General features: G+C 67.7%; 18 protein-coding genes. 8 read left to right on the top strand and 10 right to left on the bottom strand.

The features are described from left to right. The first annotated feature begins 3 nt into the window (after positions 1-3). Both ABE424_RS18890 and ABE424_RS18895 read left to right on the top strand, forming a co-directional pair. Positions 4-2,433 carry a penicillin-binding protein 1A gene (locus tag ABE424_RS18890; RefSeq protein WP_346491669.1) on the top strand — a complete coding sequence of 810 codons (2,430 nt, stop codon included), beginning with the start codon at positions 4-6 and terminating at the stop codon, positions 2,431-2,433. A 235-nt stretch (positions 2,434-2,668) separates the two neighbouring features. Further along, positions 2,669-3,316, top strand: coding sequence for a hypothetical protein (locus tag ABE424_RS18895; protein WP_346489403.1), 648 nt, complete (start codon positions 2,669-2,671; stop codon positions 3,314-3,316). Between the two features lie 23 nt (positions 3,317-3,339). Here ABE424_RS18895 and ABE424_RS18900 read toward each other — a convergent pair whose 3' ends face one another. Further along, the gene (locus ABE424_RS18900) at positions 3,340-4,104 is read right to left on the bottom strand and encodes an alpha/beta hydrolase (protein ID WP_346491668.1); all 765 of its coding nucleotides are present in this window, start codon (positions 4,102-4,104) and stop codon (positions 3,340-3,342) included. 96 nt (positions 4,105-4,200) lie between these two features. Here ABE424_RS18900 and ABE424_RS18905 point away from each other — a divergent pair, with 96 nt between their 5' ends. Beyond that, entirely contained in the window at positions 4,201-4,977 is a 777-nt protein-coding gene (locus tag ABE424_RS18905) for a helix-turn-helix transcriptional regulator (protein WP_346491667.1), read from the top strand. A 122-nt stretch (positions 4,978-5,099) separates the two neighbouring features. Here the strand turns inward: ABE424_RS18905 and ABE424_RS18910 are convergent, their stop codons facing one another. The 9 genes from ABE424_RS18910 to ABE424_RS18950 form a co-directional block, all read right to left on the bottom strand. Further along, positions 5,100-6,377 (bottom strand): citrate synthase, encoded by a 1,278-nt coding sequence (locus tag ABE424_RS18910; RefSeq protein ID WP_121039442.1) that lies wholly within the window; start codon positions 6,375-6,377, stop codon positions 5,100-5,102. Positions 6,378-6,693: 316 nt separating this feature from the next. Next, entirely contained in the window at positions 6,694-6,954 is a 261-nt protein-coding gene (locus tag ABE424_RS18915) for a type B 50S ribosomal protein L31 (protein WP_019183873.1), read from the bottom strand. A 112-nt stretch (positions 6,955-7,066) separates the two neighbouring features. After that, a complete protein-coding gene (locus tag ABE424_RS18920) occupies positions 7,067-8,002 on the bottom strand; it encodes a nucleoside hydrolase (protein WP_176988329.1) in 936 nt (311 codons plus the stop codon). Positions 8,003-8,090: 88 nt separating this feature from the next. Next, positions 8,091-10,202 (bottom strand): ATP-dependent DNA helicase RecG, encoded by a 2,112-nt coding sequence (recG, locus tag ABE424_RS18925; RefSeq protein ID WP_179460179.1) that lies wholly within the window; start codon positions 10,200-10,202, stop codon positions 8,091-8,093. Between the two features lies 1 nt (position 10,203). Next, entirely contained in the window at positions 10,204-10,596 is a 393-nt protein-coding gene (locus ABE424_RS18930; RefSeq protein ID WP_176988327.1) for a RidA family protein, read from the bottom strand. Between the two features lie 191 nt (positions 10,597-10,787). Then, positions 10,788-12,947 carry a bifunctional (p)ppGpp synthetase/guanosine-3',5'-bis(diphosphate) 3'-pyrophosphohydrolase gene (locus ABE424_RS18935; RefSeq protein WP_179460178.1) on the bottom strand — a complete coding sequence of 720 codons (2,160 nt, stop codon included), beginning with the start codon at positions 12,945-12,947 and terminating at the stop codon, positions 10,788-10,790. 157 nt (positions 12,948-13,104) lie between these two features. Next, the gene (gene rpoZ, locus ABE424_RS18940) at positions 13,105-13,404 is read right to left on the bottom strand and encodes a DNA-directed RNA polymerase subunit omega (protein WP_176988325.1); all 300 of its coding nucleotides are present in this window, start codon (positions 13,402-13,404) and stop codon (positions 13,105-13,107) included. Positions 13,405-13,516: 112 nt separating this feature from the next. Further along, entirely contained in the window at positions 13,517-14,182 is a 666-nt protein-coding gene (gene gmk / locus ABE424_RS18945) for a guanylate kinase (protein ID WP_176988324.1), read from the bottom strand. After that, a complete protein-coding gene (locus ABE424_RS18950) occupies positions 14,179-15,039 on the bottom strand; it encodes a YicC/YloC family endoribonuclease (protein ID WP_179460177.1) in 861 nt (286 codons plus the stop codon). The genes gmk and ABE424_RS18950 overlap by 4 nt, the downstream gene beginning before the upstream one ends. 121 nt (positions 15,040-15,160) lie before the next feature. On the opposite strand from ABE424_RS18950, the gene rph reads away from it, so the two are divergent. The 5 genes from rph to ABE424_RS18975 form a co-directional block, all read left to right on the top strand. Continuing rightward, positions 15,161-15,889, top strand: a complete 729-nt coding sequence (gene rph / locus ABE424_RS18955) for a ribonuclease PH (RefSeq protein ID WP_176988322.1) — start codon at positions 15,161-15,163, stop codon at positions 15,887-15,889. After that, a complete protein-coding gene (locus ABE424_RS18960; RefSeq protein ID WP_179460176.1) occupies positions 15,886-16,275 on the top strand; it encodes a VOC family protein in 390 nt (129 codons plus the stop codon). The genes rph and ABE424_RS18960 overlap by 4 nt, the downstream gene beginning before the upstream one ends. Beyond that, entirely contained in the window at positions 16,272-16,865 is a 594-nt protein-coding gene (gene rdgB / locus ABE424_RS18965; RefSeq protein ID WP_346491666.1) for an RdgB/HAM1 family non-canonical purine NTP pyrophosphatase, read from the top strand. Before ABE424_RS18960 ends, rdgB begins: the two co-directional genes overlap by 4 nt. Beyond that, positions 16,865-18,088: a radical SAM family heme chaperone HemW gene (gene hemW / locus ABE424_RS18970; RefSeq protein WP_346491665.1), complete on the top strand. Its 1,224-nt coding sequence runs from the start codon at positions 16,865-16,867 to the stop codon at positions 18,086-18,088. The genes rdgB and hemW overlap by 1 nt, the downstream gene beginning before the upstream one ends. A gap of 180 nt (positions 18,089-18,268) precedes the next feature. Continuing rightward, positions 18,269-19,068: DUF1631 family protein (locus ABE424_RS18975; RefSeq protein ID WP_346502000.1), on the top strand; the 800-nt coding region annotated here is incomplete at its 3' end.

Consider the following 19,068-nt stretch of genomic DNA (forward strand, 5'->3'; position numbering starts at 1 on the left):
CTGATGACACGTCTTCGCCGTTGGCTGCGCTGGATGCTGGTCGCGTTCCTGGTCCTGGCATTGATCGGCGCCGCGGTTGCCGGTGGCCTGTACTACGCCGTCTCCTCCAAGCTCCCGGACGTGCAGACCCTGCGCGACGTGGAGATGCAGGAGCCCATGTACGTCTATGCCAGCGATGGCAAGCTGATGGCGGTGTTCGGCGAGACCCGGCGCACCCCCATCACCATGAAGGACGTCCCCGAGCGCCTCAAGCAGGCCTTCCTGGCCACCGAGGACGCGCGCTTCTACGAGCACGGCGGCGTGGACTACAAGGGCATCGGCCGCGCGGTCTGGCTGCTGGCCACCACCAACGACAAGCGCGTGCCCGGTGGCTCGACCATCACCCAGCAGGTCGCCCGCCAGTTCTTCCTGAGCTCGGAATACAGTTACACCCGCAAGCTGGCCGAGATCCTGCTGGCGCGCAAGATCGAGAGCGAGCTGAGCAAGGACGAGATCTTCGAGCTGTACCTCAACAAGAGCTTCTTCGGCAACCGCGCCTATGGCGTGGCCGCCGCGGCCGAGTTCTATTACGGCAAGAAGCTGGGCGAGCTGGACCTGGACGAGATGGCCTCGCTGGCCGGCATCCCCAAGTTCCCCTCCTCCGGCAACCCGATCAGCAACCCCGAGCGGGCCCGCGAGCGCCGCGACTACTATGTGCTGCAGCGCATGGCCAGCCTGGGCTTCATCTCCCAGGCCGAGGCCGACGCGGCCAAGGCCGTGCCGATGCACGCCACCGCGCATGAGCCGCCGCTGCAGGTGGAAGCCCCCTACGTGGCCGAGCTGGTCCGCCAGGAAATGATCGCCCGCTTCGGCGGCGACGTGGTCAACAAGGGCTACCACGTGACCACCACGATCAACGCCGAGCTGCAGACCGCGGCCAACCTGTCGGTGCGCGATGGCCTGCTGGCCTACGACCACCGCCACGGCTGGCACGGCGTGGAGCAGCACGTGGAGGTCCCGGCCGACGCCGATGCCGCCGCGCTGGCCACCAAGCTGTCCGGCATTCCCGCACAGACCGGCCTGCTGCCGGCGATCGTGGCGGCGACCGCCGCCGATGGCAGCGCGACCGTGGTGCTGGGCAACCGCAGCGAAGTGGTGCTGCCCGCCAGCGCCGCCCGCTGGACCAACAAGACGCCGGCCAAGCTGGTGACCCGCGGCGATATCGTGCGCGTGCGGGCCGGCGAGAAGGAGGGCGAGTGGCTGCTCGACCAGATCCCGCGCGGCCAGGCCGCCCTGGTTTCGCTGGACGCGGAGAACGGCGCGTTGAGGGCGCTGGTCGGCGGCTTCAGCTTCTCCGGCAACAAGTTCAACCGCGCCACCCAGGCCCGCCGCCAGCCGGGCTCGAGCTTCAAGCCGTTCATCTATGCGGCCGCCTTCGACAAGGGCTTCAACCCGGCCTCGATCGTGCTCGACGCCCCGGTCGTGTTCCGCGACCGCCGCGGCAAGACCTGGTCGCCGCAGAACGACGGTGGCGGCTTCCGTGGCCCGATGCGCCTGCGTGAAGCGCTGGTGCAGTCGCGCAACCTGGTCTCGGTGCGCCTGCTCGATGGCATGGGCGTGGATTACGCGCGCAAGTACATCAGCGAGTTCGGCTTCGCCGAGGCCGAGCTGCCGCCGAACCTGTCGATGTCGCTGGGCACCGCCTCGCTGACCCCGCTCTCGGTGGCGCGCGGCTATGCCGTGTTCGCCAACGGCGGCTCGCGCGTGGACACCTGGCTGATCGACCGGGTCACCGACCGCGATGGCGTGGAAGTGTTCAAGGAAAACCCGGCCATCGCCTGCCGCGATTGCGCCGGCACCAGCGGCATGCCGGTCAGCCAGGTCGTGGACGGCTTCAACTTCGGCTCCGCGCCTGCGGCCAACGCTGCCCCGGCCAAGCCGCAGCAGGCGGCCGCGACGGCCGCCGTGGAAGCCCCGGCCCCGGTCAACCCGGACGCCAAGGTCGCCCCGCGCGCGATCGATGCCCGTACCGCATACCAGCTCAACTCGATGATGCGCGACGTGGTCCAGCGCGGTACCGGTACTGCGGCCAAGGTGCTCGGCCGCGAAGACGTGGGCGGCAAGACCGGCTCGACCAACGATCACCGCGACGCCTGGTTCTCCGGTTTCGGTGGCCCGTACGCGACCACCGTGTGGGTGGGCCGCGACGACTTCCGCTCGCTCGGCTACCGCGAGTACGGCGGCCGCGCCGCCCTGCCGATCTGGATCGAGTACATGCGCGTCGCGTTGAAGGACACCCCGATCGCGCAGAACGAGCCGCCGTCGGGCATGGTCCAGGCCACGCTCAACGGCGCGACCGAGTGGGTCAAGGTGGAGGACATGGAGAAGCTGGAGGAGTACGACTTCAACAGCCACACCCCGCAGGCCGACGACGCCGCGTTCGATATCTTCTGACCGCGTGCGCCGGGTACGCCCGGCGCCGCGATGGAACACAGGCCGGGCATTGCCCGGCCTTTTTTTTTCGCCCCCCCCACCCCGCGTATCGTCCGCCCCATCGCTCCGGTAGAGCCACCCCATGGGTGGCTGCACGCACTCCCTGATCGCAGGCACAGCCACGCATGGCGTGGCTCTACCCGCCTGTCACATCGCCGGTGTACATTGCCGTGCAGGTCGCCAAGGAGTTCCGGTCATGCATCGAGCCCGTCAGCATGCAGCCACGCAGACCCGGGAGCGCCGCCACCAGTTGGCGCACGAGGCCGCCCGCCTGATGGCCGAGGGCGGCATCCGCGACTACCACCAGGCCAAGCTCAAGGCCGCCACCCGGCTCGGCATCCACGACGATGCCTCCCTGCCCCGCAACACCGAGATCGAAGACGCGCTGCGCGAGTACCAGCGGCTGTTTGCCGGTGCCGACCATGGCGCGCAGCTGCGCCTGCGCCGTGAAGCGGCCCTGCGTGCGATGGACTTCCTGCAGGCCTTCTCGCCGCGGCTGTGCGGCCCGGTGCTCGATGGCACCGCCGACGCCAACAGCCCCGTGCAGCTGCAGGTGCACAGCGACGACGCCGATGCGGTGCAGCGTCATCTCGACGAACACGGCATTCCGGCCGAATCGCGCACGCGGCGGCTGCGGCTGGACCGCGAGCGCACCCTGGACGCCCCGGTGTGGGTGTTCAGCGCCGAGGAGCTGACCTTCGACATCGCCGTGCTGCCTTACGACGGCCTGCGCCAGCCACCGCTGTCGGCCATCGATGAGAAGCCGATGCGGCGCGCGTCGGCCGCGCAGGTGCGTGAGCTGCTGGCCGAGAGCGAGATCGAGGGTTACCTGGGCAGCCGCTGAGTCCGCCGCGCGTTCGACGCCGCTCAGCGATCACCGAACGGCGCGAGGAATGCCTCGATGGCGGCCACCAGGGCCAGCGGCGTTTCGTTCATAGGGTAGTGCCCTGCGTTGCCGATCACCTCCAAGGACGCGTGCGCGTAGCGGCGCAAATAGGTCCGCTCCATCAGCGCGCGATGGAAGATCGGATCATGCTCGCCGACCAGCACCTTCACCGGGTGCCGGCCGACGATGTCCGCGCTGAAGTCGGTGTCGGCCCATGCCGTGAAATAGGCTGCGAAGGCCTCCGGGGAGGCGTGCTCCATCGAGTACTGCGCTTTCCAGTCCAGCCACGCGGCGGGAAGTCGTCCGCCGGTGCTGCGATCAATGATCCCGCGGCGGATGTCCGCGCTCCCGGCGGCCGCTTCAAGCAGCTGCCGCGTCGGCGGATCATAGGCGATGCCGCCGCAGGGCACGGGCGCGACGGCCACCAGCGCGCGCACGCGATCCGGGGCGAGGACCGCGATCCGCTCGATGGCCATGCCGCCCATCGAATGCCCGACCAGGCTGAAGGTCTCGATGCCCAGCGTGTCGGCCAGGGTCAGCGCGTCGTTGGCGATCTCGTCGATCGTGTAATCACCGCGTGCGTCGCGCATGCCGCCGTAGCCGCGGCAGTCCATGAAGACGTAGCTGAACACCCCATCGGACAGCCACGGCTCGATCGGTTCGAACGCGTGCGCGTCGCCGAACCAGCCGTGCAGGACCAGGACGGGATGGGCGCCGGTGCCGACGCGGTGAAAGGTAGTGGTCATGGCTGCACCGTGTGGGCGTGGGGTTGGGCCGCGATGTTAGGGCGGCGGCGCGTGGCCCGCCGTCGATAGCAGGCCGATGGCGATAGAATCCGGGCCATGCGCAATACCCTGCTCGATCCCTTTGAAGACCTGCCGCGCGCCGTGGTGGTCACCGCCAACGACTACGCCGCCGGATCCGTCTTCCCCGACCACGCGCATCGGCGCGGTCAGTTCGCGTTTGCCTCGCGCGGCACGATCAGCCTCACCACGCCCGAGGGACACTGGCTGGTGCCACCGCAGCGTGCGTGCTGGGTGCCCGCAGGCGTCGCCCACGCCATGGCGATGCGTGGCCCGGTCACGATGCTCAATGTGTTCGTGGCGGCGGAAGAAGTGGCGGCCGCCCGGTTGCCAGCGCGCTGCGGCGTATATGCCGTATCGGCGTTGCTGCGGCACCTGATGGACGATGCGATCGACCTGCCGGCGCTGTACGACGAGGACGGTCGTGCCGGCCGGCTGATGCAGTTGCTGGTCGCAGAGATCGCGGTGATGCCACGCCTGTCACTGCATGCGCCGTTGCCCCGCGACCCACGCCTTGCGCGTGCCTGCCAGCAGGTGTCCGATGCGCCCTCGATCGCCTCCACGCTCGATGCGGTGGCCGCCGAGGCAGGCATGAGCCGACGCACGTTCACCCGCCAGTTCCGCGCGGACACCGGGGTGGGGTTTGCCGAATGGCGCCAGCAGGTCTGCCTGCTCGCCGCGATCGAACGCCTGGGTGCCGGGCAGCCGGTCACCCGGGTGGCGCTGGACCTTGGATACACCAGCCCGAGCGCGTTTTCCGCGGCATTCCGGCGTGCATTGGGGGAATCGCCCAGCCGCTATGTTGAAGCACGCTGAGAGCCGCCGGACGACGTAGAAACCGCACGGCCAAGCGGTAAGGCCGGTTGCCCGCGCAGGGAGGGACAGGCAAAAAAACGCCCCGCGATGCGGGGCGTTTTCATCACGAACTGCCGGAGCGATCAGCCCTGGTAGTCGCGCACGTCGCTGCCGGTGTAGACCTGGCGCGGACGGCCGATCTTCATTTCCGGATCGACCTGCTGTTCCAGCCAATGTGCGACCCAGCCGGAAGTACGGCCCAGGGCGAACATGACGGTGAACATTTCGGTCGGGATCTGCAGCGCCTTGTAGATGATGCCGCTGTAGAAATCGACGTTCGGGTACAGCTTGCGGGCGACGAAGTAGTCGTCCTGCAGCGCGGCCTGCTCCAGCTTGACGGCGACGTCCAGCAGCGGATCCTGCACGCCCAGCTGCTTGAGCACCTTGCCGGTCATCTCACCGATGACCTTGGCGCGCGGGTCGAAGTTCTTGTACACGCGGTGGCCGAAGCCCATCAGGCGGAAGCCGGAGGTCTTGTCCTTGGCCTTGAGCACGGCGGACTCGACGTTGTCGGCCGAACCGATCTCTTCCAGCATCTTCAGCACGGCTTCGTTGGCACCGCCGTGGGCCGGACCCCACAGCGCGGTGACGCCAGCGGCGACCGATGCATACGGGTTGGCACCGGTCGAACCGACCAGGCGCACGGTCGAGGTCGAGGCGTTCTGCTCGTGATCGGCGTGCAGGATGAACAGCAGGTCCAGCGCCTTGACCACGTCCTGGTTCAGCTCGTACTGGCCATCGGCGGACTCGAAGGTCTGCTTCAGGAAGCGGCTGACGTAATCCAGCGAGGTGTCCGGCTTGTTGGCCGGCAGGCCCTTGCCGTGGCGGTAGATCAGGGCCGACAGGGTCGGCACCTTGGCGATCAGGCGCACCGCGGCGTGGCGACGCTGTTCGGCGTCGGACAGGTCCAGCGAGGCGTGGTAGATGCCCGACAGCTGCGCGATGGCGGCGGTCAGGATGGCCATCGGATGGGCATCCTTGGCGAAGCTGCCGATCAGCGTGTTGATCGACGGATCCACATCGGCTTCGGCCGCCAGCTCGTCGGTGAAGGCCTTCAGCTGCTCGGCGCTCGGACGCTCGCCATTGATCAGCAGGTAGGCCACTTCGACGTAGCTCGACTTTTCCGAGAGCTGCTCGATGGGATAGCCGCGATACAGCAGCACGCCCTTGTCACCGTCGATGTAGGTGATGGCGGACTTGCAGCTGGCGGTGGCGGTGAAGCCGGAGTCGTAAGTGAAGAGACCGGTTTCCTTGGTCAGCTTCGAGATATCGACGCAATCGTTGCCGAGCGTGGGTTTGATGACTGGCAGAACAACCGACGTGTCGCCGGCGTTGAGCGTGACCTGATCAAGATCGGACACTGTGTGCGCTCCTCGAGGGAAGGCGCCCGCCCAAGCGCATGGGTCAGGCACGTGAAGGAAGTCCACGATCGTTATCGTGGATCCCGCCATTATCGCACAGCAACATTTTCGACGCCCTAGGACGGAAGTCGTAGACGCAGGTTCCGGATCGCGCGGAAAGCGTCATCCCAGCGCGCACAAGGGTTGGCGCGGCGTCACGGACACAGCGTTCCGTCGGCGGGGCATGTGGGCCTCACCTGGCGTTCAGCAATCCGGAAACAACAAAAAACAACGGCCGCCAAGGCGACCGTTGTTTTCAAGCAGCTGCGTCGACAGATCAGGCTGCGGTCGGCGCCGGCTTGCCGAAACGCTTCTGGAACTTGTCGATACGGCCGCTGGTGTCGATCACCTTGTGCTTGCCCGTGTAGAACGGATGCGAAGCCGAGGAGATTTCAACCTTGACGAGCGGGTACTCGTTGCCGTCTTCCCACTTGATCGTGTCCTTGGTGGACATGGTCGAACGGGTCAGGATCTTGAAATCAGAGGTAACGTCGTGGAAAACCACGTCGCGGTAAGCAGGATGAATATCGGCCTTCATGGGCGCGCACCGTAATAAGGGCTGGTGGTCAAGAGCGGCATTATAGTCCCGGCCGCCGCAAAGGGCAAGCCGGGTCCATCAACCGTGCGAAAGGTCCGCCGCAGCGGCGTCGTCAGACGCCGAGTGCCGCCCTCACCTGGGTCTCGAAGCGACCCTGGTCGTAGGCCATCAGCAGCTGGGTGTTGTCCGGCTGCCCGGTCTGGCGGTTCCAGTCGACAATGGTAGCACCCCGGCTGTGCACACCGGCCAGTTCCACGTTCAGGGGACGCGATTCGACCCGCAGCGCGCCTTCCGGCTGCAGCGCCCAGGCCATCGCCAGGGCATCGGCGGCGTACCAGCGTTCGCCCCGGCTGTCTTCGGACCACAGGCGGGTCTGGCGCGAGATCAGCTCGTAGAAACGGGCCTTGTCGCTGTCCGCGGCCAGCCACTGCTCCACATCGGCATGCAGCAGGCCATGGGCCACGGTGGCTTCCCAATCCGCCACTTCGATGTGCGGGAAGCCGGTGAACACGATGTGCGCCGCCTCCGGATCGAACGCGATGTTGAACTCGGCGGCCGGGGTGATGTTGCCGTGGCAGGTCACCGCCCCGCCCATCACCAGGAAGCGCTTCACGCGCTGCGGCAGGGTCGGGTCGAGCTTCAGGGCCAGGGCCAGGTTGGTCAGCGGACCGAGTGCGACCAGGAACAGTTCGCCGGCGTATTCGTGCGACAGGCGCAGGATCGCCAGCGCGGCGTGTTCGGCCTCGGCCTGGCGCTTGGCGGCCGGCAGGTTGACGTCGCCAAAGCCATCGGCGCCGTGCACATGGGCGGCATCGACCGAGGGGTGCAGCAGCGGATCGGCGGTACCGGCGTAGACCGGCACGTCTTCGCGGCCAGCCACTTCGCACAGTTTCAGGGCATTGCGGACCGTGTGGTCCAGGCCAACGTTGCCGGCGGCGATGGTCAGGCCAACGATATCGTGGCGCTCATCGGCAAAGGCCATCAACAGGGCCAGGGCATCATCGACACCCGGGTCGGTGTCGATCAACAGCGGAATCTTCTTGCTCATCGTTGCCGTCTTGATAATCGGCAAGGGACTTTCGCACCCTGCCATGACAAATACAAGGCGGTGCGCGCCCACTCCGCTTGGCGGCGCGCTATGCCGACGCGTACCGCACGGCCGTGCCGATCCAGCGCCGCACCACCTGATCGGCCACCTCGGGCGCCTCCACCAGCAGCCGCTCGGCAAGCGCGTGCACGCCCGGCAGCAGATCCGCATCGCGGGCCAGGTCGGCCATGCGGAACCCGGCCAGGCCGGTCTGCCGCGTGCCCAGCAGCTCGCCGGGGCCCCGCAGCTCCAGATCCTTCTCGGCGATCAGGAAGCCATCGTTGGTCTGCCGCATGGTTTCCAGCCGCTCACGCGCCATGTTCGACAACGGCGCCTGGTACAGCAGCACGCACCGCGACACCGCCGAGCCGCGCCCTACCCGGCCGCGCAGCTGGTGCAGCTGGGCCAGGCCGAGGCGCTCGGCGTTCTCGATGATCATCAACGACGCATTCGGCACGTCCACGCCGACCTCGATGACCGTGGTGGCCACCAGCAGATCGATCTCGCCGGCCTTGAACGCGACCATCGTGGCCAGCTTCTCGCTCGCCTTCAGCCGCCCATGTACCAGCCCCACCCGCACGCCCGGCAACAGCGCCTGCAGCGATTCGAACGTGGCCTGCGCCGGAGTGGCGTCCAGCTCTTCGCTTTCCTCGATCAGCGTGCAGACCCAGTACACCTGCTGGCCTTCGCGGCAGGCCACCGCGATGCGTTCGATCAGCTCCGGACGGCGATCATTGTTGAGTGCCACGGTCTGCACCGGCGTACGCCCGGGCGGCAGCTCATCGATCGCCGAGACATCCAGATCGGCATACTCGGACATCGCCAGCGTGCGCGGAATCGGGGTCGCGGTCATCACCAGCTGGTGCGGCACGCTGCGCCCGTCCGCGCCCTTGTCGCGCAGTGCCAGCCGCTGGTGCACGCCGAAACGGTGCTGCTCATCGACGATGGCCAGTGCCAGGTCCTTGAACACCACGCTGTCCTGCATCAGCGCATGCGTCCCGACCACCACCTGGGCTTCGCCCGAGGCGACCTCGGCCAGGACCTTGGTGCGCGCCTTGCCGGTGACCTTGCCGGCCAGCCACGCCGTGCGCACGCCCAGCGGCTCCAGCCAGGCGCGCAGATTGTTCATGTGCTGCTCGGCCAGCAGCTCGGTGGGTGCGGCCAATGCGACCTGCTTGCCCCGCTCCACCGCCAGCATCGCCGCCAACGCGGCGACCACGGTCTTGCCCGAGCCGACATCGCCCTGCACCAGCCGCAGCATCGGATGCGCCTTGGCCAGGTCCTTGCGGATCTGCTCGAACACGCGCTGCTGCGCACCGGTCAACTGGAACGGCAGGCTGTCGCGCAGCTGCGCCACCAGCAGGCCCTGCCCGCGCAGCGACGGCGCGTGATGCGCCTGCAACGCCATGCGCTGGCGGCGCAGGCTCAGGTGGTGGGCCAGCAATTCCTCGATGGCCAGCCGACGTTGCGCCGGATGGCGGCCTGCGGCCAGCGCGGCAAGATCCGCGTCCGGCGGTGGCCGGTGCACGGTCAACAGCGCACTGCGCAGCGATGGCAGGCCCAGGCCGGACAACCAGCCAGCGGGCAACAATTCCAGCGTCGATTCTTCGGGCAACCTGTCCAGCGCCAGCCCGATGAACTTCCGCATCGTCGCCGGGCCCACGCCTTCGACCGCCGGATAGACCGGATCGAGGCTATCGCCCAGCGCATCCTCTTCATTGCCGCCCATCACCCGATAACTGGGATGGACGATTTCCAGCCCGTGATGGCCGGGCTTGGCGGTGCCGTAGCAGCGGATCCGCGTGCCCACGGCAAACTGCGACACCTGCTGGGCGCGGAAATGGAAGAACCGCAGCACCAGCGTGCCGTACGAATCATCCTCGATCGCCACCTTGAGCACCGGCCGATAGCGGAAGCCGCGCTCGACCGCGCTCACCCGCCCCTCCACCTGTGCCGCCACCCCCGGCTGCAGCGCCGCGATGGTGGTCAGCCGGGTCCGGTCCTCATAGCGCAGCGGCAGATGCAGCCACAGGTCCTGCAGCGAAGACAGGCCACGGGCGGCCAGCTTGATCGCCACCGCCGGCCCGATACCGGAGAGCATCGACAACGATGCCTCCCCGGCCGCGGCCAGCGCCGGTGCAGGAGCCCGTGACCGCGCCACGTCAGGCCTGGTCGAGCACCATCACCGCATCGACTTCAAAGTTGGCGGCCTTCGGCAGACCCGCGACTTCGATGGTGGAGCGGGCCGGGAACGGCGCCTTGAAGTAGTCCTGCATGACCGCATTGACCTTGGCGAACTCGCCCAGATCGGTCAGGTACAAGCCCAGGCGGACGATCTGATCCAGCGAACCGCCGGCTTCTTCGGCGACGGCCTTCAGGTTGTCGAACGCACGACGCGCCTGTGCCTCGATATCGCCCACACCGACGATCTCACCGGTGGCCGGATCCAGCGGAATCTGGCCCGAGAAATACACGGTATTGCCCGCACGCACGGCCTGCGAATACGGACCGATGGCGGCCGGGGCCTTGGCACTGGTGATGATCTGACGGGACATGGGAGCTCCACGGTTCAAAAGGGGGAACACAATTGTACCGCCGGAACGGGTAGCGCCACGCCATGCGTGGCTTCCCGGTGTCGAGAAGGGTAGAGCCACGCCATGCGTGGCTTCGCGGTGCCGGAACGGAGAGCATCCACGCATGGCGTGGATCTACCGGGATGCTGTCATCCGGCCGGCCGCCGGGGCGATCATTGCCGCCGTACCGACTGCACCACGGACAAACGCCGCAGCCTGCGCATCACTTCCGCCAGATGGTTCCGATCACGCACCTGCACGTTGAAGCACAGCACCGCCGCATTGAAATCGCGATCCAGATAATCCACGCGCTCGATGTTCGAATGGCTCTGCGCGATCGCCGCGGCCAACTGTGCCAGCACGCCGGTCCCGTTCTCGACCTCCACGATCAGCGACGTATCGTAGTCGCCCGACACCGTCGTATCCCACCCGATCGGCACCCAGCGCTCCGGCGACTTGCGCAGCTCCGCCAGGTTCGGGCAATCCAGCCGGTGCACCACGATGCCCTTGCCGGCCGTGTGGTACCCCATGATGTCGTCGCCCGGGATCGGCTGGCAGCAGTTCGCGAAGCTCACCACCCCGCGCTCGCTGCCGTTGATCAGGATCTTTTCCTGCGAATGCTTGGAATGCGCCCCGCCGCGCAGCTCCGCATACGCCATCAGTGCCTGCGCGGCCTGGTTCGGCATCCAGTTGCCCAGTGCCACCTCGGCCAGCAGCGCCTCCAGGCGCGGGTACCGGTGTTCGGCCAGGAAGGCATCCAGGCGCCCCTTCGGCAGGCGTTCCAGCGAGCTGTCCATCGCCTCCAGCGCGCGGTCCAGCATCCGGTGGCCCAACTGCACGGCGTCCTCGTGTTCCAGCTGTTTGAGCTGGTGACGGATCGCGGTACGCGCCTTCGAACTGACCACGAACTCCAGCCACTGCGGCTTCGGCGTGGCCGAACGGGCGGTGATCACTTCCACCGTCTGCCCGCTGACCAGTTTCGTGCGCAGCGGGACCAGCTTCTTGTCGACCCGCGAGGCCACCGCCATGTTGCCCACATCGGTATGCACTGCATACGCGAAATCGAGCGCGGTGGAATTGCGCGGCAAGGCCAGGATCTTGCCCTTGGGCGTGAACAGATAGACCTCGTCCGGGAACAGGTCCACTTTGACGTTGTCCAGGAATTCCAGCGACGAGCCGGCCGCCCGCTGCGAGTCGATCAATTCCACGATCCACGCATGTGCGCGGCTCTGCGCGCTGTTGGGCGAATCGCCACCGAACTTGTACGTCCAGTGCGCCGCCACGCCGCGCTCGGCGATCAGGTCCATCTCTTCGGTGCGGATCTGCACCTCGATCGGCGAACCGTACGGCCCGAACAACACCGTATGCAGCGACTGGTAACCGTTGGCCTTGGGGATCGCGATGAAATCGCGGAAGCGCCCATCCAGCGGTTTGAACGTGGCATGCACCGAACCCAGCGCGTGATAGCAGTTGGGCACGTTGCGCACCACCAACCGGAACCCGAACACATCCATCACCTGATCGAAGGATTTGTTCTCGTCGCACATCTTGTTGTAGATGCTCCACGGCGTCTTGATGCGGCTGACCAGGCGGTGTTCCAGCCCTTCCTTGGCCAGGCGCTGGCTCAGCTGCACCTCCACCTGCGCCATCGCCTCGCGGCGGACCACCGGCTGGCTGCGGATGTGTTTTTCCAGGATCGCGTGGCGCCACGGGTACAGCGCCTTGAAGCCCAGGTTCTGCAGCTCGCTCTTGACCAGGCTCATGCCCAGCCGCTGCGCGATCGGGGCGTAGATCTCCAGCGTCTCGCGCGCGATCCGGCCGCGGGCCTCGCGGCTCTGCGCGCCGAGCGTGCGCATGTTGTGCAGGCGGTCGGCCAGCTTGATCATGATCACGCGCAGGTCGCGCGACATCGCCAGCAGCATCTTGCGGAAGCTCTCCGCCGCCGCTTCCTGGCGGTCGCGGAACTTCAGCTTGTCCAGCTTGGTGACGCCATCGACCAGCTCGGCCACGGCTTCGCCGAACTCGGCGGCCAGCTCCTCGCGGGTCAGCGGCGTGTCTTCGATGGTGTCGTGCAGGATCGCGGCGATCAACGCTTCCACGTCCAGGCCGAGCTCGGCCAACACCTGGGCCACGGCGACCGGGTGGGTGATGTAGGGCTCGCCCGACTTGCGGGTCTGGCCGGCATGCGCGGCAGCGCCTACTTCCCAGGCGCGGCGCAGCAGCGGCAGTTGATCGGGCGGCAGATAGTGCGCTGCGCGCTCAAGCTGGAGGACATAGTCGGGTACGGCCGCGCCGGCGGGCGTGGCGACCTTGGCAGTGGGGCCTGGGTTCATGCTCAAAGACTATGCCAGCGGCGTGATATCGGCAAATCCCTGAACAGGGAGTTTCACCTGCAACAACACGCTCCGGCCGCGGCCACTGGCGGCACAAACGAAACAGCCCGCCAAAAGGCGGGCTGTTCGCAGCAACAACAACGGACGCGCGAGGCGATCAGTCGTCGTTCTTGGACATGTCTTCGTCGGCGACGACTTCGGCAGCGGCCCACTCCAGTGCTTCACGCTCGGCACGCTCGCGCTCGGACTTCTCGACTTCGTCGATCAGGGCGTTGTCGATCTTGCGGGCGGCAATTTCGCGCAGCGCCAGCACGGTCGGCTTGTCTTCGGTTTCGCTGTTGTCCAGGGTGGCCTGGACGCCATTGGCCAGCTGACGGGCGCGCTTGGACGCCATCATGACCAGTTCGAAACGGTTGTTCACGACTTCCAGACAATCTTCTACGGTGATGCGGGCCATGCGGGCTCCCGGCAGCCGGTGAGGGCTGCTCAATCGAATGAGGGAAAGGGGACGGAGTGTACCCGCCAGGGCTGGACAAAATCAAGCCAACCGGCTAGCACCCCGTTTGGAATCAGTCGTTTGTGGGCGGGTCCTGGGTCAGCAGGGCCTGGATGAGGCCCGCGTGGCGGACCTTCTGGGCCTCCCGGCGCAGGCGGCTGGCCGTGAAGATGGCGCACAGTTCATCCACCGCGGTCTCGAAGACTTCGTTGACGATCACGTAGTCGAAGTCGTTGAAGTGCAGCATTTCTTCACGCGCGGCGGCCAGGCGCTGGGCGATCACCGCCTCGCTGTCCTGCCCGCGCTTGCGCATCCGGTCCTGCAGCGCCTGCTTGGACGGCGGCAGGATGAACACCGTGACCGTGCCCGGCACCAGCTGGCGGACCTGCTGGGCGCCCTGCCAGTCGATCTCCAGCAGCACGTCCTGGCCGGCCGACAGCTGCGGCTCGACCGACTGCCGCGCGGTGCCCTTCCAGTCGCCATGCACCCAGGCATGCTCGAAGAAGTCGCCTGCGGCGATCATCGATTCGAATTCCTCGGCGCTGACGAAGTGGTAGTGCTCGCCGTTTATTTCACCCGGGCGGGTGGCGCGCGAGGTGAACGAGATCGACAGGGCGATCTGCGGGTCGCGGGCCAGGGTGGCGTTGACGATGCTGCTCTTGCCGGCGCCGGAGGGCGCGGCCACGATGTACAGGGTGCCGCGTGCAGGCGCACCGACGGGCGGGGTCTGGCTGCTCATTCGATGTTCTGCACCTGTTCGCGGATCTGGTCGATCAGTACCTTCAGCTCGACGGCGGCATTGGAGGTGCGGCTGTCCACCGACTTGGAGCCCAGCGTGTTGGCCTCGCGGTTGAACTCCTGCAGCAGGAAGTCCAAGCGGCGGCCGACCGGCTCGCGCTGCGTGAAGACGCGGCGGATCTCGGCGATGTGGCTGCCCAGGCGATCCAGTTCCTCATCCACGTCCAGCTTCTGCAGCCACATCACCAGCTCCTGCTCGGCACGGCCGGGATCGACCGGGTGCGGCAGGTCGGCCAGCCGGGCGGCCAGCTTGGTGCGCTGGCCTTCGCGGATCAGCGGGATCAGGGTGGTGACCTCGGCGGCGATGCGCTCGATGCTGTCCACGCGTTCCTGGATCGCGGTGGCGAGCTTGTCGCCTTCACGCTCACGCGCGGCGACGAAGCCGTCCAGCGCGGTATCCAGCAGGGCCAGGGCTTCGGCATGCAGCGCGGCGGCATCGACCGCCTCACCCTGCATCACGCCCGGCATCTGCAGCAGCTCGGTGAAACTCACCTGCAGGCTCGGGAAGCCCGAGGACAACCGGGTCGCCAGCTCGCCGAGCTGGCCGAGCAGCGCATCGTTGACCACCAGGGCACCGGTGACCTCCGGCGCGCGCAGGCGCATGACCAGATCGATCTTGCCGCGGCTGCAGCGCGAAGCGACGCGCTCGCGCAGGTGCGGCTCCAACGCACGCAGTTCTTCGGGCAGGCGCACGCCGACCTCCAGGAACCGGTGGTTGACCGAGCGCAGCTCGCAGGCCAGCGTGCCCCAGCGGGTGGCGCGCTCGCCGTTGGCATAGGCGGTCATGCTTCGAATCATGCGGGTTTCCGGTGCTCTCAAAGTGCAAATGGTACCCTAGCGGTCTCCTCAGAGCCTCCTCGCCCGCCGGTCCCCGGCCCGGGCGTGGCCCCGCATCCCCCCGTCTTACCGGAACTTGAGCATGACTGATTCCCGTCCCAGCGGCCGCCAGGCCGACCAGCTGCGCGAAGTGCGCATCGAGCGCGCCTTCACCCGTCACGCCGAGGGCTCGGTCCTGGTCAGCTTCGGTGAGACCCGCGTGCTGTGCACGGCCAGCGTGGAAAACCGCGTGCCGGGCTTCCTGCGTGGCAAGGGCGAAGGCTGGGTGACGGCCGAGTACGGCATGCTGCCGCGTTCGACCCACACCCGTAACGATCGCGAAGCCGCCCGCGGCAAGCAGGGGGGCCGCACGCTGGAGATCCAGCGCCTGATCGGCCGCACCCTGCGCGCCTGCATCGATCGCGGCGCGCTCGGCGAGCGCACCATCACGCTCGACTGCGATGTGCTGCAGGCCGATGGCGGCACCCGTACCGCCGCGATCACCGGCGCGTACGTGGCCCTGGTCGACGCGGTGAACTTCCTGATCAAGCGCGGCGACATCAAGCGCAACCCGATCTTCGGTGCGGTCGCCGCCGTCTCGGTGGGCATCTACCGCGGCACCCCGGTGCTGGATCTGGATTACGCCGAAGACAGCGATTGCGATACCGACATGAACGTCGTGATGAACGACGGCGGCGGCTTCATCGAGCTGCAGGGCACCGCCGAAGGCCATGCCTTCCGCCGCGACGAGCTGGATGCGCTGCTGGCACTGGCCGAGAAGGGCATCAAGGATCTGTTCGCCGCGCAGCAGGCGGCCCTGGCCCAGGCATGAACCGTCGCATCGCCCTGACCACCCTGGTGGTGGCCGACTACGACGAAGCGATCGCCTGGTACACCGGCGCGCTGGGCTTCAGCCTGATCGATGACATCGACCAGGGCGACAAGCGCTGGGTCGTGGTCGGGCCGACCGACGGCAGCGCGGCCGCCCTGTTGCTGGCGCGCGCCAGCAACGACGAACAGCGCGCGCGGATCGGCAACCAGACCGGCGGCCGGGTCGGCTTCTTCCTGAACACCGATGATTTCTGGCGCGACCACGCGGCGATGACCGCGCGTGGCGTGACCTTCCTCGAAACCCCACGCGAGGAGGTCTACGCAACGGTCGCGGTATTCCGCGACCTCTATGGCAATACGTGGGATCTGCTGGAGCCCAAGCAATGAAACTGGTCCTGGCCAGCGGCAACGCCGGCAAACTGAAGGAACTGCAGGCCATGCTCACCGGCCTGCCGCTGGAGATCGTGGCGCAGGGCGAACTCGGCGTCAGCGACGTGCCGGAAACCGGCCTGACCTTCGTCGAGAACGCGCTGATCAAGGCACGCCATGCCTGCCAGAGCACCGGCCTGCCCGCGCTGGCCGACGATTCGGGCCTGATCGTGGATGCGCTCGACGGCGCGCCCGGCCTGTACAGCGCGCGCTATGCCGGCAGCCCGACCAACGATGCGGCCAACAACGCCAAGCTGCTCGAGGCGATGCGCGACGTACCGGCCGAGCGCCGCAGCGCCCGCTTCTACGCGGTGATCGTGCTGCTGCGCCATGCCAATGATCCGCAGCCGCTGATCTGCGAAGGCAGCTGGGAAGGCGTGATCGTCGATGAACTGCGCGGCAGCCACGGCTTCGGTTACAACCCGCTGTTCCTGGACCCGGTGCTGGCACAGACCGCCGCGGAAATGGCGCCGGACCTGAAGAACGCGATGAGCCACCGCGCCAAGGCGCTGCAGCTGCTCAAGCAGAAGCTGCCCGGGCTGCTGTGATGCCCCACGCCTCCTGCGCCCACCTGCCCGGCGAAGCCTGTTCCGGGGACCACGACCACGACCACGCCCCGCGGCTGGTGCCACCGCCGCTGGCGCTGTACGTGCACCTGCCCTGGTGCGTGCGCAAATGCCCGTACTGCGATTTCAACTCGCATGCGGCCAAGGGCGAGCTGCCGTTCGAGGCCTACGTCGACGCGCTGATCCGCGATCTGGACCAGGACCTGCCGCTGGTCTGGGGCCGGGTGGTGAGCAGTGTCTTCTTCGGTGGCGGCACGCCCAGCCTGTTCCCGCCGGAGGCGATCGACCGCTTCCTGCAGGCCGCCTCGGCCCGGCTGCGCTTCGCGCCGAACCTGGAAGTGACCCTGGAGACCAACCCGGGCACCGCCGAGCACGGGCGTTTCGACCGTTACCGCGCGGCCGGGGTGAACCGGATCAGCTTCGGCATCCAGACCTTCAACGACGAGGCGCTCAAGCGCCTGGGCCGCATCCACGACAGCAACGAGGCCGAGCGTGCGGTGAAACTGGCGCAGGACGCCGGCTACGACAACTTCAACATCGACCTGATGTACGCGCTGCCGCAGCAGACGCTGGCGCAGGCCGAGCATGACCTGGAGCGCGCCTTCGCGCTGCAGCCCACGCACATGTCGCACTACCAGCTCACGCTGGAACCGAACACCGTGTTCTTCGCGCGGCCGCCGCAGGGCATCCCCGACGAGGATTCGGCGTGGGACATCCAGGAGCACTGCCAGCAGATGCTGGCCGACGCCGGCTACGCGCAGTACGAGGTCAGTGCCTACGCCAGGCCCGGCCGGCAGAGCCAGCACAACCTCAATTACTGGCGCTTCGGCGACTACCTGGGCATCGGCGCCGGCGCGCACGGCAAGATCAGCAGCGGTGCCGAACAGCACGTGCTGCGCCGCTGGAAGCACAAGCACCCGCAGACCTTCATGGACACCGCCGGAACCGCGGCCTCGATCGGCGGTGACGATGTGATCAGTGCCGATCGCCTGCCGTTCGAGTACATGCTCAACCTGCTGCGCCTGCATGAGGGGTTCAGCCTGAAGGATTTCGAATCGCGCACCGGGCTGGACCGGGCGCAGATCGCCGCGCCGCTGGGCGTGGCCGTGGCCAACGGCTGGATGACCGTCAGCGGCGACCGCGCCACCCCGACCGAACTGGGCCGACGCTTCACCAACGACGTGGTCGAGCTGTTCCTGCCCTGAAGGACGGCGCCGGCCTCAAAGGGTAGTGCCGGCCGCTGGCCGGCTCCCAGCATATGCGCTGGCCAGCTGCCCGCCCATGCGCCGGCCGGCTGCCCACATGCCCCGGTAGTGCCGGCCGCTGGCCGGCTCCCCGCGAAACCGTTAGATTCCGTGTTCTCAGGGGAGCTGGAAGAACATCGGATGTCTGCGCCCGCACCTTCGTCGTCCCAGCCCGACATGACCCGCTTCGCGGACGTGGCCGCACCCCCGCGCGTGCGCCGCCTGCTGGCCGCGCTGCACGGGCTGGCGGTGCAGACCCTCACCGCCCCGCTCAAGCTGACCATCGTGGAGCTCGAACGCGAACTGTTCCGCGACGCCGAACGCGCGCGCAACAGCCAGATCCAGGCCGACATTTTTGCCCAGGCCCGCCAGCTGCACGAGGTCAACGCGCAGTTCGGCCCGCGCTTCCTGGACGCGCTGGCCGACAGCCTGGCCACGCTGCGCGGTCCGCGCCATACCCAGCGCATCGTGCCGACTGACGTCTCGGTCCCGGCGACCGCGCTGACCCTGGTCAACGACACCGACGTGGACCGCGACATCGTGCTGGTGGACATCATCCGACGCGAAGCCCAGCGTTCGGCCAGTGCCCTGCAGCTGCTTGGCCAGCGCTTCGGCGTGCTCGCCGCCGGACCCGCCTTCGATGCCGATGACCTGCCGTTCGGTCCGCAGGCGCTGTGCCGGATCGTGCGCGAGCTGGGCGAACAGTTCGCGCTGGGGCTGGAAACGCAGCTGGCGCTGTACCGCGTATTCGACCGGCAACTGCTGGAGCGGCTCGGCGAACTGCTGGAACGCGCCAACATCCTGCTCGCGCACGAGGGCGTGCTGCCCGGGCTGGTGTACACCCCCTACCTGGCGCGCTCGGCGACCACGCGCCGGATCATCACCGGGCCCGAGCGCGGCCTGCCCGGCGCACGCGGAGGGGCCGCCGCGCGGCCGCTGAC

This window comes from Stenotrophomonas sp. TWI1149, from assembly GCF_039673155.1.
In the GTDB taxonomy this organism is placed as follows: Bacteria; Pseudomonadota; Gammaproteobacteria; order Xanthomonadales; family Xanthomonadaceae; genus Stenotrophomonas; species Stenotrophomonas maltophilia_AA.